Annotated in this window: 19 protein-coding genes and 1 pseudogene; 7 read left to right on the top strand and 13 right to left on the bottom strand. The window is 47.0% G+C overall.

The window, feature by feature from the left end; genetic code table 11:
* Positions 1 to 1,206, top strand: a pseudogene (gene nadB / locus UNITIG_RS25250) (L-aspartate oxidase); the annotation flags it as partial.
* Here the strand turns inward: nadB and UNITIG_RS21245 are convergent.
* Together UNITIG_RS21245 and UNITIG_RS21250 are read right to left on the bottom strand one after the other, a co-directional pair.
* A complete protein-coding gene (locus UNITIG_RS21245) occupies positions 1,199 to 1,621 on the bottom strand; it encodes a hypothetical protein (protein ID WP_145999254.1) in 423 nt (140 codons plus the stop codon). The pseudogene nadB and the gene UNITIG_RS21245 overlap by 8 nt on opposite strands.
* A gap of 49 nt (positions 1,622 to 1,670) precedes the next feature.
* Entirely contained in the window at positions 1,671 to 1,946 is a 276-nt protein-coding gene (locus UNITIG_RS21250) for a succinate dehydrogenase assembly factor 2 (protein WP_369809238.1), read from the bottom strand.
* A gap of 463 nt (positions 1,947 to 2,409) precedes the next feature.
* Here UNITIG_RS21250 and UNITIG_RS21255 point away from each other — a divergent pair, with 463 nt between their 5' ends.
* Together UNITIG_RS21255 and UNITIG_RS21260 are read left to right on the top strand one after the other, a co-directional pair.
* A complete protein-coding gene (locus tag UNITIG_RS21255) occupies positions 2,410 to 3,135 on the top strand; it encodes a folate-binding protein YgfZ (RefSeq protein ID WP_101760354.1) in 726 nt (241 codons plus the stop codon).
* 53 nt (positions 3,136 to 3,188) lie between these two features.
* Positions 3,189 to 4,025 carry an HDOD domain-containing protein gene (locus UNITIG_RS21260; RefSeq protein WP_101760355.1) on the top strand — a complete coding sequence of 279 codons (837 nt, stop codon included), beginning with the start codon at positions 3,189 to 3,191 and terminating at the stop codon, positions 4,023 to 4,025.
* Between the two features lie 85 nt (positions 4,026 to 4,110).
* Here UNITIG_RS21260 and ung read toward each other — a convergent pair whose 3' ends face one another.
* Entirely contained in the window at positions 4,111 to 4,806 is a 696-nt protein-coding gene (ung, locus tag UNITIG_RS21265) for a uracil-DNA glycosylase (protein ID WP_101760356.1), read from the bottom strand.
* A gap of 90 nt (positions 4,807 to 4,896) precedes the next feature.
* Here ung and UNITIG_RS25255 point away from each other — a divergent pair, with 90 nt between their 5' ends.
* Together UNITIG_RS25255 and UNITIG_RS25260 are read left to right on the top strand one after the other, a co-directional pair.
* A complete protein-coding gene (locus UNITIG_RS25255; RefSeq protein WP_255399748.1) occupies positions 4,897 to 5,115 on the top strand; it encodes a hypothetical protein in 219 nt (72 codons plus the stop codon).
* The gene (locus UNITIG_RS25260) at positions 5,112 to 5,327 is read left to right on the top strand and encodes a hypothetical protein (protein WP_255399786.1); all 216 of its coding nucleotides are present in this window, start codon (positions 5,112 to 5,114) and stop codon (positions 5,325 to 5,327) included. The genes UNITIG_RS25255 and UNITIG_RS25260 overlap by 4 nt, the downstream gene beginning before the upstream one ends.
* 46 nt (positions 5,328 to 5,373) lie before the next feature.
* On the opposite strand, the gene bcp is transcribed toward UNITIG_RS25260, so the two are convergent.
* Both bcp and rmuC read right to left on the bottom strand, forming a co-directional pair.
* Positions 5,374 to 5,850, bottom strand: a complete 477-nt coding sequence (bcp, locus tag UNITIG_RS21275) for a thioredoxin-dependent thiol peroxidase (RefSeq protein ID WP_101760357.1) — start codon at positions 5,848 to 5,850, stop codon at positions 5,374 to 5,376.
* A gap of 55 nt (positions 5,851 to 5,905) precedes the next feature.
* Positions 5,906 to 7,330, bottom strand: a complete 1,425-nt coding sequence (rmuC, locus tag UNITIG_RS21280) for a DNA recombination protein RmuC (protein WP_235015562.1) — start codon at positions 7,328 to 7,330, stop codon at positions 5,906 to 5,908.
* A gap of 173 nt (positions 7,331 to 7,503) precedes the next feature.
* Here rmuC and UNITIG_RS21285 point away from each other — a divergent pair, with 173 nt between their 5' ends.
* Together UNITIG_RS21285 and UNITIG_RS21290 are read left to right on the top strand one after the other, a co-directional pair.
* Positions 7,504 to 7,923 (top strand): tol-pal system YbgF family protein, encoded by a 420-nt coding sequence (locus UNITIG_RS21285; protein WP_101760358.1) that lies wholly within the window; start codon positions 7,504 to 7,506, stop codon positions 7,921 to 7,923.
* A 48-nt stretch (positions 7,924 to 7,971) separates the two neighbouring features.
* Positions 7,972 to 8,340 carry a hypothetical protein gene (locus UNITIG_RS21290; RefSeq protein WP_101760359.1) on the top strand — a complete coding sequence of 123 codons (369 nt, stop codon included), beginning with the start codon at positions 7,972 to 7,974 and terminating at the stop codon, positions 8,338 to 8,340.
* Between the two features lie 86 nt (positions 8,341 to 8,426).
* Here the strand turns inward: UNITIG_RS21290 and UNITIG_RS21295 are convergent, their stop codons facing one another.
* From UNITIG_RS21295 to prmB, 8 genes are all read right to left on the bottom strand, one after another.
* Entirely contained in the window at positions 8,427 to 8,972 is a 546-nt protein-coding gene (locus tag UNITIG_RS21295; RefSeq protein ID WP_101760360.1) for an NUDIX hydrolase, read from the bottom strand.
* 26 nt (positions 8,973 to 8,998) lie between these two features.
* Complete coding sequence (locus tag UNITIG_RS21300; RefSeq protein WP_101760361.1) at positions 8,999 to 9,475, bottom strand: flavin reductase family protein; 477 nt, start codon at positions 9,473 to 9,475, stop codon at positions 8,999 to 9,001.
* A gap of 158 nt (positions 9,476 to 9,633) precedes the next feature.
* On the bottom strand, positions 9,634 to 10,089 hold the full coding sequence (gene moaE, locus UNITIG_RS21305; protein ID WP_101760362.1) for a molybdopterin synthase catalytic subunit MoaE: 456 nt from the start codon (positions 10,087 to 10,089) through the stop codon (positions 9,634 to 9,636).
* Between the two features lie 5 nt (positions 10,090 to 10,094).
* Entirely contained in the window at positions 10,095 to 10,349 is a 255-nt protein-coding gene (gene moaD / locus UNITIG_RS21310) for a molybdopterin converting factor subunit 1 (protein ID WP_101760610.1), read from the bottom strand.
* Positions 10,350 to 10,355: 6 nt separating this feature from the next.
* Positions 10,356 to 10,850, bottom strand: coding sequence for a cyclic pyranopterin monophosphate synthase MoaC (gene moaC, locus UNITIG_RS21315; protein ID WP_101760363.1), 495 nt, complete (start codon positions 10,848 to 10,850; stop codon positions 10,356 to 10,358).
* A 63-nt stretch (positions 10,851 to 10,913) separates the two neighbouring features.
* Positions 10,914 to 12,086 carry an MFS transporter gene (locus UNITIG_RS21320; RefSeq protein ID WP_101760364.1) on the bottom strand — a complete coding sequence of 391 codons (1,173 nt, stop codon included), beginning with the start codon at positions 12,084 to 12,086 and terminating at the stop codon, positions 10,914 to 10,916.
* Between the two features lie 13 nt (positions 12,087 to 12,099).
* Complete coding sequence (gene aroC, locus UNITIG_RS21325; RefSeq protein WP_101760365.1) at positions 12,100 to 13,197, bottom strand: chorismate synthase; 1,098 nt, start codon at positions 13,195 to 13,197, stop codon at positions 12,100 to 12,102.
* A 106-nt stretch (positions 13,198 to 13,303) separates the two neighbouring features.
* Positions 13,304 to 14,224, bottom strand: coding sequence for a 50S ribosomal protein L3 N(5)-glutamine methyltransferase (gene prmB / locus UNITIG_RS21330; protein ID WP_101760366.1), 921 nt, complete (start codon positions 14,222 to 14,224; stop codon positions 13,304 to 13,306).
* Between the last annotated feature and the right edge of the window lie 140 nt (positions 14,225 to 14,364).

Genomic DNA, 14,364 nt, shown 5'->3' on the forward strand with positions numbered 1-14,364 from the left:
ATTCATGCCGCCGATGCTACGGGCGAGCGGTTCTGAAACCCTCAGCCAACAAGCCTTGGCGGCTGCCAACATTCACATCTATACCAGCGTGTCGCTATTGATTTAGTCATGCAACAGCAACGCTGTCATGGTGCTTATGTGCTGGATAGGAACTCGGATCATGTCGACCTTTTCCAGGCCAAATTTGTGGTGCTTGCCACTGGCGGCGCCAGTAAAGCTTACCTTTATACAAGCAATCCCGATGGCGCCAGCGGTGACGGCATAGCGATGGCCTGGCGGGCCGGTTGTCGGGTCGCCAATATGGAATTCAATCAATTCCACCCTACTTGCCTGTATCACCCACAGGCAAAAATCATTTTTGATTACTGAAGCCATCCGCGGTGAAGGCGGCAAGCTATTACTGCCAAACGGCGAGCGATTTATGCACCGTTTTGATAAACGGGGCGAGTTAGCCCCGCGCGATATCGTAGCCCGCGCCATCGATCATGAGATGAAACGACTAGGTAGCGATTGTGTTTATCTCGATATTAGCCATAAATCGCCTGACTTTTTGCTACACCATTTCCCCACCGTTAAAGCTCGTTGTCTGGAGCTAGGTATCGATATTACTCGCGACCCCATCCCAGTGGTACCCGCTGCGCACTATACCTGCGGCGGGGTTATGGTAGACATTCATGGCCGCACCGATATCGACAATCTCTACGCTATTGGCGAAACCTCCTTCACCGGGCTGCATGGTGCCAACCGCATGGCCAGTAACTCACTCCTTGAATGTATGGTTTACGGCCGCTCAGCAGCCAACCATATCGTTGCGAACTTCGAGCAAGCCCCCGCGCCTCGCAGCGCTGCAGACTGGGATGAATCACAAGTCACCGACTCTGACGAAGATGTAGTCATCTCACACAACTGGGATGAGCTGCGTCGATTTATGTGGGATTACGTGGGAATTGTTCGCACGGACAAACGCCTGGAACGTGCTCTACGCCGCGCCGAGTTACTGCAGCAGGAAATTAACGAATACTATCGCAATTACAAAGTTTCTAACGATTTAATTGAGTTGCGAAACCTGGCAAAGGTAGCTGAATTGATCATCCGCTCCGCCATATCCAGAAAAGAAAGCCGCGCCTGCATTACACATTGGACTACCCGGAAACCCTAGCGACCTCCAGCGATACCATCCTGATCCCCACCACCTCTATTAAATAATAGTATCCCTATACACCGGGTAATGTCTGAGCATAACACGCAACTGCCGGAGTTGTTGTTTAGCTGCACTCTCAGGCCACAGTATCAAGCTGCATTTTGAGCCATCACCGATTGCACAAAAGTTCATCACCACCAAGCTGCGCCACACCGTTGCCTGATAAAGGTCAGCCAGTACCGTCTTGTCACCAGTAATAAGCTGCCAGCATTGATCACGATAAACCAACTGTCCTACTTTCTTTGTGCTAAAAAAGCTGCGCAGGCAAATACCTATAACTAAAAGTGAGACAGATAAAAACTGCAGCGAATCTAACGGCAAATAATAAAGCGACAGCAACACACTAAAACACAGCAGAAACAAATACATCAACAGATAGCGAGAGGGGTAAAAATGGAGAGTAAATGGAGCTACTTTCATCGGGCCATCCATAGCCTTAAACATTCTACTCAGGAGTTACCTGAGAGATTTAGATTTTATTAGCACTGCGAGCATATTCAATAATCAATTTGATAATCGCTGCATCATCCGGATCAGTGGGGACTTGCCGGCCCAGGCACCAGACAAATAAATCGTTATCTTCACCTTCAAGCAAATTAATATACCGACGTTTATCCTGATCATTTAAACCCCGAAATTGGTTTTCGACAAAAGGCACCAATATCAAATCCAACTCTAGCATTCCCCGGCGGCTAGCCCAGCGAATCCGTTTATAGTCATTCTCGTCAATCATTAAATTGCTCAATTCATTTATCCAAGCTGCGAATTATAACGACAAAGAACCCATGCGCCTATGGTCAATCTTGCTATCGCCCGGATAAAACTACTGACAGGTGTCCACTCAAGCCCTACTATTAGCGGTAAATATCAACGCATTTTTTGCCACAATAGATAATCGACATGAGCTCAAACCAACAACTTCTCTCTTTGTTAGATTCACTGGGGATGTCATTAGACCAACACCACCACTGTCACAGCAACAGTACTGACAGCGTATTGGCTGAGAATTTTATCAGCCCACTCACCCACTATGGGCTACTGGCAATAGCAGGCCCTGAAAGTAGTAAGTTTTTGCAGGGCCAAACCACCTGCGATGTCTCCAACGTTACTGACACTAGCAGCTGTAGCGGTGCCTTCTGCTCACCCAAAGGCCGCCTGCTTAGTAGCTTCCACTTAGCCAGAACCAGCCGGAGCGGCACTTGCTTCGAATGCATTATTCCATCGTGGAGAGTAGCAAAACCGTGCTCGGCAAATACATCGTTTTTTCCAAGGCCGAGCAGCAGATTGTCAGTGAAGAACACTTAATCATTGGTCTTTACGGGCCTGGCGCACGCAAAAATATTGCGCAATGTTTTGGCCAATCATTTAGCGATAAAAATCAGTGCCTGCAAACTGAACACGGGCTGGCGGTCCAGCTTGATGACGACGGCCTGATGTTTGAATGCTGGTTATCACTGGCGTCAGCTTTAGTGCTCTGGCCACAACTGAGCCAGGGTTTAGCCACTAAAGGCTCTCATCACTGGCAGAGGCTAACCATCCAACAAGGCATAGCCGACATCAGCAGCGAAACTGTCGACCTGTTTATTCCGCAAATGCTGAATTACCAAACCACAGGTGCAATCAGTTTTACCAAGGGCTGCTATACCGGCCAAGAGGTCGTCGCCCGCATGCAATACAAAGGTAAGCTCAAGCGACGCCTTTATCGCATTGGTTTTGACTATCCCAGCGACCAGACGCTACCAGCAGCGGCATCTGAACTCTATAGCGACGGTGAGCAAAGCATCGGTAATTTAGTGAATACGGTGGCAATAGGGCCAGGACAGTGCGAGGCTCTAGCCATCATCACCAATGATGCGGTCGAAAAAAATCAGGTGTTTGTCGGCGCTTCACGCCATCCCGTACAGATTCTTTCGCTACCTTATGCTATAACTTAATTCGATATTATTTTAGTAAGCAGCATCCGCTACCGATTGACTTAGGACTCTTCATGAACGAACAAATACTGCAAATCAAAAACGAGATTATTCAGGCCATAGAAAATGATCAGTTGACCCTGCCCACGCTGCCCGAAGTGGCGTTACAAGTTCGCGAAGCTGCCTCCGATGAAAACATCGACATCCAAAAATTATCCAATGTCATTACCAATGATGCGGCCCTGACGGCACGTATTATCAAAGTAGCCAATAGCCCGCTATTACGTGCGGCCCGTGAGATTGAAGACTTAAAAATGGCAGTCAGCCGTCTGGGCATCGATTACACCGCAAACTTAGCTACCGGCTTGGCCATGGAGCAAATGTTTCAAGCGACCTCGGACATCATTGATGAAAAAATGCGCGAAGTGTGGACCCGCAGCACCGAAGTTGCCGGTATCAGCCATGTACTCGCCCGTCACTACACCAAATTAAAGCCAGATCAAGCGACCTTGGGAGGACTAGTCCATAAAATAGGCGTACTGCCAGTACTGACCTATGCCGAAGACAATCGTAAATTATTAAAAGATGTCGCCCTACTGGATCAGCTGATTGAAGCGGCTTATCCAGAGATTGGCAGTAAAATATTAGCGGCTTGGGATTTTCCCGATGTATTGCGCTTGGTCCCCGAAGAGCACATTCACTTTGATCGCGTCGTCCCCACTGTGGATTATGCGGATGTCATTATGGTGGCCAACCTACAAAGCTACATTGGTACAGATCACCCGCTGACACAGATGGACTGGAGCAACATCTCAGCCTTTGAGCGCCTAGGCCTATCGCACGAAGTGAACGCCCATGAGGCGGAGGATTTGTCTGAAGACATGGAAGCGGCAATGGCATTTTTGCAATAACACCATTGGCACACAGTGCAACTACAATAAAAAGGGTCGAATCTTCGGCCCTTTTTATTGTTCGATAGATCGCCAGCTCAACCGCTTATACCTGCCAACTAATCGCACTACGGCCACTCTTCAGCAAAAAAACATTGGCCTGGGAAAAGTGCCTGCATCCTAAAAAACCACGATGGGCAGATAATGGTGATGGATGCGGTGCGGTTAATACCAGATGCTTTTCCTGATCTATAAAGCGCCCTTTACTTTGTGCGTGACTGCCCCAAAGCAGAAAAACCAAACCTTCGCGTCGCTCATTTAGCTGCGAAATGACCTGGTCAGTAAATTGCTCCCAGCCCCGCTTCTGGTGAGAGCCCGCTTGACCCGCCGCCACTGTCAATGTTGCATTTAGCAGCAGTACGCCCTGATCGGCCCACGTCTGTAAACAGCCATGGGAGGGCATGGGTAACTGCAAGTCTGCGGCTAACTCCTTAACGATATTACGCAGCGATGGCGGAATGCGTACACCCGCGGGTACTGAAAAGCTCAAACCGTGCGCCTGCTCAGGGCCATGGTAAGGATCCTGCCCCAGAATCACTAATTTAACATCGGTAAAACCGGTGCTGTTAAACGCGTTAAACCAATCCTTTTCAGCAGGGTAAATCGTTCTCCCTGCTGCTTTTTCCGCCAATAAGAACGCTTGCAACTGCTGCATGTAAGGTTGATTAAATTCTTGTTCCAGCACTGCTGCCCAAGATTCATCCAGCTGACATGAAGGTATTTTTTTAAAAGGCTTAATCATAAGCGTTGATCTGAATCATTAACTTTTCATCTGCTTTACGGGAGGATAAACTTACTCACATTGCGTCATAAATACCACTGGAAACCTTTAATGTCAGCACAAACGCCTTACCAAATCCTTGGCGAAGACGGTATCCGTCAATTAGCCGATGCCTTTTACGATGTCATGGACGAACAACCGCAAGCAGAGACCATCCGCCATATGCATGCGGCCAATCTGGACCTCATTAAACAAAAATTATGTGAATACCTTACCGGCTGGATGGGCGGCCCCCCGTATACTCGGAAAAATATGGCACTGTTTGCCTGACTGACCCACACAAACCTTATCCGATTGGCCCTGACGAAAGAGATCAGTGGCTACTGTGTATGGATAAAGCGCTGGAGCGCATCAATGCCAGCGAAGAACTCATTAACATGCTCAAAGATCCCATGTATCGAATCGCTGATACCATCCGCAACCGCGACACATCTGAACCCATTGAACAGGCTCCAAATCAAATCCCGCTAACTAACTTGTAATCTACAACGCTGCAGAGGTGGTCTGCCCCACCTCTTACAGTAAAATCTAATCAAGTAACTCTGCAAGCACAGCCAACACATCTTCATGGTGAGTTTTGGTTTTAAATTTATCCATTACTTTTAACAGCTTGCCGTTTTTGCCAATAATAAATGTGGTACGAATCAAGCCCATGAACTCTCTACCCATAAATTTCTTCATCCCCCAGCAACCATACTTTTCAGCGATGGCATGATCTTCATCAGACAATAAGGTGAAATTAAGATTTTGTTTATCAATGAATCTTGGCAAGCGCTCCACTGCATCAGGACTCACACCTAGCACGACAGTATCAAGTTTATCAAAAGCCTTTTTATTATCACGAATACCGCAGGCTTGAACCGTACAACCGGGTGTCATTGCTTTTGGGTAGAAATACAGCACAACATTTTTTTTACCTTTAAACTCTTTCAAACTAACTTTATTGCCGCCCTGATCCAATAAGGTAAATGCGGGGGCCAGATTGCCTACTTTAGGGTGCGCCACGGATGGACTCCTTCTCTTAATGATTAATCGTGTTAAAAATCAAATCACCAGCTACTTAGCTGGCATCATCGTCTTCGTCAGCATTTTCTACTATCTCATCACTGCCTAGTAAACCGGATGTCATAGTGTTAGGCAGTGATTTTTTTACTTTTGCGCCGAGGCTTTTCAATTTTTCAGCGCTGGTAACCAAGTTACCTCGACCACTACTGAGTTTTGACACGGCATCTTGCTGTGCCTTACCGGCTTTTTGAATATAGTCAGCGACCTTATCCAAATCACCTACAAACCCGACAAACTTGTCATACATCGCGCCGGCCTGCCGTGCAATTTCTTCGGCATTTTTGTTTTGCCGCTCATAACGCCAAATACTCTGGATAGTCCTAAGTGTCGCCAATAACGTGGTGGGGCCAACCACAATGATATTTTTTTCGTAAGCTTCGCGAAACATCGCCTGATCGTGTTCGAATGCTGCCATAAAAGCCGATTCGATCGGGATAAAAATCAGCACAAAGTCCAATGTGCGCAAGCCCTCAAGCCCTTCATAATTTTTAATGCTAAGGCCTTTGATATGCGCACGCACGGAGGCCACATGGTCTTTTAAGGCCTGCTGCCGATTGGACTCATCAGGGTCATTGCAATATCGCTCATAGTGAACAAGCGATACTTTGGAATCGATGATCAGGTCTTTGTTTTCTGGCAAGCGGATAATGACATCGGGCTGACTTCTACCCTGATCAGCCTTGAAACTGACTTGTGTGTCGTACTCCCGCCCTTTATGCAAACCCGACTCTTCCAGCACGCGCTCGAGAATGACCTCCCCCCAATTACCCTGCGCCTTGTTATCCCCTTTAAGGGCATTGGTCAGATTTAAGGCATCAGCGCTCATTTGCTGGTTCAGTTCTTTTAATTGATCCAGTTTGGCAGCTAGCGTTACCCGTTCTTTGCTGTCCTTATCATAGACATCTTCAACTTTGCTTTTAAAATCTTTGAGCTGCTCCCGCAGCGGGGTTAGTGCGGTATCCAATGTGGTCTTGCTGTGATGATTAAAGCGTTCGGTTTTCTCTTCAAAAATGCGATTGGCCAGCAATTCAAAGTCACGATTTAGTTGCTGACGCGTTTCCTCCAACGTTTTAAGGCTTTCAGCTGCTCGTACGCGTTGCTGTTCCAGCTCGGTTTGCAAAGATGCTTTGGTCGCCGCTTCCTGCCGTAGTTGTTGTTGTAAATCCGCAATCACCTGCTCACGTTGCTGCAGGTAACTTTCCGCTTTAGCAAGCTGTTCGCCCATCCCTTGCTGCTGCGTTTCCAGCACTAGTTTATGATTCTGGACTGCAACTAATTGCTGCTTAAGCTCAGCCAGCTCCCCCTCCAGCGCCTGCTGTTGCGGGGATTGCATATCGGCCTTGCTACGAAACAAAAAAGCACCCACAGCAAAGGCTATGATGGCGGTTAATGCAGCAATGATGATAAAAGAAGTTTCCACGCAAACAGCCTGTCTGTTATTTTTCGCCTATTGTATGCGTCCTTGGCAGAGACACCAAATACAAGATAAAATTTCTTTTCTCTACCGTAAGCAGCCGTTAGACTAGCGCCAAAGTAAATCTAATAGTGAACAATAATCCGGCTATATAATTGCTCAAAATGAATTAGATACCCATGCTCGAAAATTCATCAACCCTACTCGATCCCGAGATCGACAAAAATATTCGCCAGCTTTGTGAGCAGGGTTACCTGCATTTTGATCAAGGTGACACCAAAGCGGCTATCCGTACTTTTTATTCTGCCTGGACCCTGCTGCCCAAGCCTCAAACTGAGTGGGAGCAAGCTGGCTGGATATTGACCGCTTTAGGTGATGCCTATTTTGCCAAAGGGGATTTCAATAGCGGACGTGAAGCCCTTAGTTCAGCGCTACATTGCCCAAAAGCTGCAGGAAACCCGGTCATTCATTTGCGTCTTGGACAATGTGAATTTGAACTAGGCGCGCTCGATAACGCGCAGCAACAATTCGAACTGGTCAAACAAAATGGCGGTAATCAGTTATTTGCCCAAGTAGACCCAAAATATCTGCTAAAATAATGGCCAGCACTTTTTCAGTTACGCTTTTTATACTCTCGGAGTTGCTTGATGTTTATTGAAGTTAAAAAGAATCCACAGGTGTATGTCCAACATAAAGATATGGACAACCAGTATCTCGCCCCGGTAACCAGTAACTTTCGGATAAATTTGGGGTTTATTGCCGAGGTATCGACTTATACGATCAAAGAGGTAAAAGCCAAGAAAACCCTGGATGGTCTGGATTTCGAACTCCCCATCAATACCCGGGTTATTCACCTTGAAATGAGCTACACCCACTCCACCCACAAGGCTGGTATTGGTACTGCACATGAACATACGGTCAACGAGCGTTATTTTTATAAGCTGGTATTTTTGCCCGAAGCTGAAGATGAGTTTTTAAGAATTCGTAATATCATCGATCGCCAAACCCTGTCATAACTATCATCACTATTTAACAATCACTATAAAAAAACCGCATTCATAACGCGGTTTTTTATAGCAATGAATAGTTAAATCACTGCGATCTATTTATGGTGCCAAATAGGTTCTACTTCTGACATTCGCACAGGGAATATGTCTTTTCGTCTATCATCAAACCATTCTTTCAGAGCATCTGTTACCACCGGAAAAGCAATTTCATCCCACGGAATATCCTGCTCAGCAAACAACTGTACTTCAAGACTCTCCTGACCAGCAGCAAACGCTCCGCCGGCCAGATCAGCGCGAAAAAAGATATACACCTGATTGATATAGGGCAGGTCAAACAAACGATACAACACGGCGTTGACCGGCTTCGCACTCGCTTCTTCCCATGTTTCCCTCAACGCACCAGCTAATGTGGTTTCACCATTTTCCATAAAACCCGCTGGCACAGTCCAAAAACCTTTACGCGGCTCTATCGCCCGGCGACATAATAATACCTTGTCACCTTCCACCGGAATAGTTCCAACAATGATACGAGGATTTTGATAATGAATAGCTTCGCAGTTATCGCAGACATAACGTAAACGATCATCTCCTTCCGGAATTTTTTTGCTGACCGCATGTCCACAATCGCTGCAAAATTTCATTTCAATCCTTTTTAAAGTAATACGTTTTAACGCAACTCGCGATAAGCACCAGCATTAAATAATAGCGGCTGCTTATTAGTATTCACTTCCATGTCTGTCACTTCACCGACTATGATCACATGATCACCGCCAGGGTAACGTGCCCAGATATTACACTCAAAACTGGTCACTACACCGCGAACGATCGGGCTACCCGATTTGCCTATACGAAAATGCTCCGGGGCTAATACATGGTCGCCCTTTTTCGCATAGAGATTAGACAAACCCTGCTGATCGCTGGCTAAAATATTAACCGCAAATTTATCCGCCTTCTCAAACGCAGGAATACATTCCGAATTATTTTGCAGGCTCCAAAGTACCAATGCGGGATCCAGTGACACTGAAGCAAAAGAATTTACTGTCATACCAAATGGGGCATAGCCTTCAGGGTTAGTAGTGATAACACAGACACCGGTAGCAAAATTACCCAGCGCATTGCGGAACTCGCGACTATCAAGACTCATAAAGCGTCCTTAATGTTTAGTTTATATTCGGGGGTCAATACAGCCGGGCATTATACACCGACATCGACTAATTAAAATAAACCCACAGCTAATTCAACGCAGTGTAGTGCAGCACCTTGGGAAGATCATACCCTATATAGGCTAGACTAAAAGCTTGACTACTTCCAACGCTCAGCCGCCGCCGCATCAGAAATACGCGCATCAACCCAGTGTTCACCATTAGGGCCTAATTCTTTTTTCCAAAAGGGCGCCCGAGTCTTCAAATAATCCATAATAAACTCACAGGCGGCAAAAGCATCACCACGATGCATACTGCTCACCGCAACCAGCACAATTTGATCACCGGCTGCGAGCTTGCCCACCCGATGAATAACCCTTGCGCCGATAATTTTCCAACGGACTGCGGCTTGCTGAATAGTTTCATCAATACTACGCTCGGTCATACCGGCGTAATGCTCCAACTCCATCGTGGCTACTTGCTGGCCCTCATTGACATCACGAACCACGCCGACAAAACTGGCAACAGCACCGACCTGGCCATTTTGTTGTTGCAACAAATTTACCTCATGGCTTAAATCAAAGTCTTGCGGTTGCACACTGATATAACTATCCATACTTTTTAGCCGCCCGTCACTGGAGGGAAAAACGCAACTTCATCGTCATCACTTAGCACATGCCCCGTTTTTACTACTTGTTGATTGACCGCTTTAACGACATTATCAGCTAATAATACCTCTGCCCAATACGGTTCATTTGTTGTCACCAACTGTTGCAGTAAATCATCTATCGTCATTGTGGCAGAGCTAAGTGGCAAACTTAATTGATCAACCCCTAACTGCTCACGAATTCTGGCAAAAAATAAAATAGTTAACATGGCCATTTACCCCTGCGACAGAACTGATGACGCTTGCCACAAGCCCGACTTGCCACCAGACTTTTCTAACAAACTAATATTGCCGATAGTCATGCCCTTATCCACCGCCTTGCACATATCATAAATGGTTAATGCCGCCACTGAAGCCGCGGTTAATGCTTCCATCTCGACTCCTGTTTGACCTGCCAGTTTACAGCTAGCCTGAATGACCACCCGATTATTAGCCTCATCGGCTTGCAGCTCGACTTTAATGGACGACAACATCAAGGGGTGACACAAAGGAATTAGCTCTGAACATTTCTTGGCTGCCTGCACACCGGCAATTCTGGCAACGGCAAAGACATCCCCTTTTTTATGGCCGCCTTCAATAATCAGCCGCAACGTAGACGGTAGCATGGTAATGGTGGCTTCCGCCGTTGCTTGTCGCTGAGTCACGGCTTTATCAGTAACATCCACCATTTGTGCCTGACCGGCTTCATTCAGATGGGTTAGTTGGCTCATAGTCGTTTTCCTGAAAGTGATATTCGGCACGCCGTATTAAGCGATATTGTATAAAAGTCCAGCTCATCGTGCCCGCGGTTTTTGCAACACTTCCGTTGGCGCACAATAAGCTAAAATTAAAGCGACCAGACAGACCATCGCAGCGGCATAAAAAGTTAATTCGGCACTGATATCCCACACCCAGCCACTCAGAACGGCGCCCACAGCACCGCCAGCACCAAAACTCAGCCCGCTATACAAAGCCATGCCCTGCCCCTCCAAGCCGCCCTTAAAGGTTCTACGGACCATCTCTACAGCGAAAGCATGAAAACTCCCAAAGGTGGCAGCATGTAAACACTGGGAAACAATCAACACCGGCCAGCTATCGACAAACGCAGCAATTAATAACCAGCGAATCACCGAGAGCAATAAGCTAGCCAGCATAATGAGACGTAAACTAAAACGATTCAGCAAGCGATGCATAAAGATAAACACGACGACTTCTGCCAGGACACCCAATGACCACAGTAGTCCGGTAATACTGCGGCTGTATCCATGATCTTCCAAATACACGCTGAAAAACGTGTAATAAGGCCCATGCGATACCTGCAATAAAAAGCAGCTAACCAGGAAAGCAATAACCGCGGGCTGTTTCAGCACAGATGTTAACAATGGTGTGGACTGATGGTTGCTAGTCAGAGGCTTTTTTTCGTCTACCAATAAGCTACTTAGCCAAATCCCCAGTAGTAACAGCACAATAACCCAGGGCAAAACGGTGACGGCATACCAATCAAAGTAAAACCCCAGCAACGCCACCGCCACAATAAACCCAACAGAACCCCATAAGCGAATTTGGCTGTAGCGTTGATAGCGGCCATTTAAATGTGACAATGTTGCGACTTCGAATTGCGCCAGTACTGCATTCCAAAAAAAACTATAGCCCGCAATCACTAAGGCAAGCCACCAAAAACTTTGGTTAATAAAAATACCCAGAAAAATAATTAATGCGGCCAGCGAACCGCCGCGAATAATTGCCATACGACGGCCGGTCACATCAGCCAACCAGCCCCATAAATTAGGCGCAATAATTTTGGTGGCCATCATAATACCGGCTAGATAACCAATATCAGTAGCATTAAAACCCAGGTCCTGAAGATACAGCGGCCAGAACGGCAGCCACGCACCCAGCAAAGCAAAATAGAAAAAATAGAAACTGGACAGCCGCCAGTAAGGTACTGACGAGGAACTGCTAAACATTGTCAGTTAAAACCTAATCGATGCTCGCGGGAATAACCGGTGTTGCACATTGCACATCCGCATTTTGGCCGCGATGACGCAGAAAGTGATCCATCAAGATAATCGCCAACATGGCTTCGGCAATCGGTGTCGCTCTAATACCGACACAAGGGTCATGGCGACCCGTAGTGATCACGTCAGTTGAATTACCATCAACATCGATAGTCTCGCCGGGAATTAACATGCTCGAAGTCGGCTTCAAAGCCAAATGCACTACAATATCCTGACCACTGGAAATCCCTCCCAGGACACCACCAGCGTTATTAGATTTGAAACCCTGTGGCGTCAACTCATCGCGGTGCTCGCTACCAATCGCATCCACACAATCAAAGCCGGCACCTATTTCAACCCCTTTAACCGCATTAATCCCCATCATGGCATGGGCTATCTCCGCATCCAGGCGATCAAAGACAGGCTCGCCTAAGCCGGGTTTAACCCCTGTTGCCACCACAGTAATTTTAGCGCCCACAGAATCACCACTTTTGCGTAGCGCATTCATATACTCTTCCATCGCTGGGACTTTATCCTGATCGGGGCAGAAAAAAGGGTTGGTTTCAACCACACTCCAATCAACCGTCTCGGCCTTGATTGGCCCTAACTGTGAGAGATAACCGCGAATTTCAATTCCCTGCTGCGCTAAATATTTTTTCGCTATGGCTCCGGCCGCTACCCGCATTGCGGTTTCACGCGCGGAAGATCGGCCGCCGCCACGATAATCGCGAATTCCGTATTTATGCGCATAGGTGTAATCGGCATGCATAGGCCGAAAACGGTCCATAATTTTTGAGTAATCTTTGGAACGCTGGTCAGTGTTTTCTATCAATAAGCCAATCGAGGTGCCGGTGGTTTTACCTTCAAACACACCGGATAAAATTTGTACTTCATCAGCCTCGCGGCGTTGGGTAGTAAACCGGGAGGTACCTGGTTTTCTGCGATCAAGATCGCGCTGCAAATCCAGTTCCGAAATATCTAAACCCGGAGGGCAACCATCAACTATACAGCCTAATGCTTTGCCATGACTTTCGCCAAAGCTGGTGACAGTGAATAATTTGCCTATGGTATTGCCGGACATGTAAATACTCTCAAAATATAAATAAATTTTCAGGATTGGCGGCGATTATACGGCATATCAGCCCAAGGGTCAGAGCTTTAATACCGGCCTATCGCTATTGCCTGGCCTATTCGCTAAAAAACGATTGATACTGCAGCAGTTCATCTCTGGTCATCACGAAAACCCCATGACCACCACGTTCAAATTCTAACCAGGTAAACGCTACATCAGGGAAAGCCTGTTCTAACGCAATACAGCTATTACCCACCTCAACCACTAACAGCCCATCAGCACTTAAATACGCTGCGGCCTCTCGCAATATCTGGCGGCATAAATCCAGACCATCTTCACCTGATCCCAGCGCCATCGCAGGTTCGTGCTGATATTCTGCCGGCATTGCGGCCAAATCCTCTACATCCACATAGGGTGGATTGCTGACAATCAAATCGTAAACCTGACCACCCAACTGAGCAAAAACGTCAGACTGGATCGCCGTTACCCGATGATTAAGTTCGTAGCGACTAATATTACTCTCCGCAACTACAAGCGCATCCGCAGATAAATCAGCCAAATCAATGCTCGCTTCTTCAAAATAATGCGCGCAGGCAATACCTATACAACCGCTTCCGGTGCATAAATCCAAAATGCGATTAAGCGGCCTTCCCGACACCCAGGGCTCAAAACCCTGCTCCGTTAACTCTGCTATCGGCGAACGCGGAATCAACACTCGCTCATCAACGTTAAATGCCAGCCCGGCATACCATGCCACGCCGGTGATATATGGCACCGGAATACGCTCCTCTACACGCCGCTTAATCAACCCCAGCACCTGCTGACGTTCGATGAGCGTAAGCTGCGCATCCAGTAGATTCGCCTCGCTGCCCATGGGTACTGCTACGCTGTACAACACCAATTGCAGCGCCTCATCCAGGGCATTATCAGTACCGTGGCCATAATAGATTCCAGCTCGGGTAAATTCCGACACTGCCCAGCGAATATAATCGCGCAGCGTGGTTAATTGTTCAGTGAGTTCATTGGGTGAAGCCATAATGATTTTTTAGCCATATGAATACTGTGGCTAATATCCTCTGTAAATAGACTAAGTATATGATTAATAATATTTTAACCTGCCTATGATCCAATTAAATACCGTCCACGTACTTTATTTTAAATAGACTGATCTGGTAC

It is taken from the genome of Oceanicoccus sp. KOV_DT_Chl (genome assembly GCF_900120175.1).
GTDB lineage: Bacteria > Pseudomonadota > Gammaproteobacteria > Pseudomonadales > Dasaniaceae > Oceanicoccus.